The 1109-nt window shown below is 67.2% G+C and carries 1 protein-coding gene; it reads left to right on the top strand.

The genetic code is table 11. The annotated features are described in order from the left end of the window. Window positions 1–1109: (2Fe-2S)-binding protein (locus AB0B35_RS42170; protein WP_361057548.1), on the top strand; the 1109-nt coding region annotated here is incomplete at both ends.

Raw genomic sequence — 1109 nt, 5'->3', positions numbered from 1 at the left:
TTCCCGGACAACTCGCAGCTCGACTGGGAGCACCTCGGCGACGTCGACTACCTGTACGTCTCCCACCTGCACCGGGACCACTTCGACGCGGCGCACCTGAAGCGCTTCGTGTCGAAGAAGGCGACCGTGCTGCTGCCGGAGTACCCGACCTCGCAGCTGGAGGACGAGCTGCGGGCGCTGGGCTTCACGAAGTTCTTCAAGACGGTGTCGGACGAGGTGCACGAGCTCGACGGCGGTCTGAAGGTCATGATCCAGGCGCTGATCTCGCCGACCGACGGGCCGATCGGCGACTCGTCGCTGTGGGTCGAGCACGACGGCGTGCGCGTGCTCAACCAGAACGACGCCCGCCCCACCGACCTGATCCGCTTCACCGAGCTGGGCCACGTGCACGCGCACATGCTGCAGTTCTCCGGCGCGATCTGGTATCCGATGGTCTACGAGCTGCCCCAGGCCGCCAAGACCGCGTTCGGCAAGCAGAAGCGCGAGCGGCAGTACGACCGCACCTGGCGCTACATCGACGACCTGAAGGCGTCGCACGTCTTCCCGATCGCGGGCCCGCCGTGTTTCCTCGACGATGAGCTGTGGCAGTTCAACGACATCCACGGCGACGAGGGCAACATCTTCCCGGACCAGTCGGACTTCATCCGCGAGTACGCGAAGGTCGGCGGGACCAACGGCGTGGTGCTGCTGCCGGGTTCGGTGTCGACGCTGACCGAGCAGACCTGCCAGACCACGCACCCGGTCGCGGACGTGGAGGAGTTCTTCGCGCGCAAGGAGGAGCACCTCAAGGCGTACCAGGAGCGGCAGCGGGTGGTCATCGAGCGGGAGAAGGCGTCCTGGTCGCATCCGGAGATCGACGTGCTGGCCGGGATGAAGGCGCGCATCGAGCCGCTGCTGGAGGAGTCGGTCCGGATGGCGCAGGGCGTCGGCGGCCCGGTGCGGTTCGACCTGACCGACCCTGCCGGTGAGCTGGTCGAGTCGATCCTGGTGGACTTCCCGAACAAGGAGGTCCGCATCGCCGCGGACGAGAAGGTGCGCTACCGGTTCCGGACCGAGCGGCGGCTGATCGAGCACCTGCTCCACATCGACGAGGGCGACTGGGTGAACTC

The organism is Catellatospora sp. NPDC049133 (assembly GCF_040648455.1).
GTDB classification, from domain to species: domain Bacteria; phylum Actinomycetota; class Actinomycetes; order Mycobacteriales; family Micromonosporaceae; genus Catellatospora; species Catellatospora aurea.
This window is presented reverse-complemented; position numbering and strand designations above follow the sequence as displayed.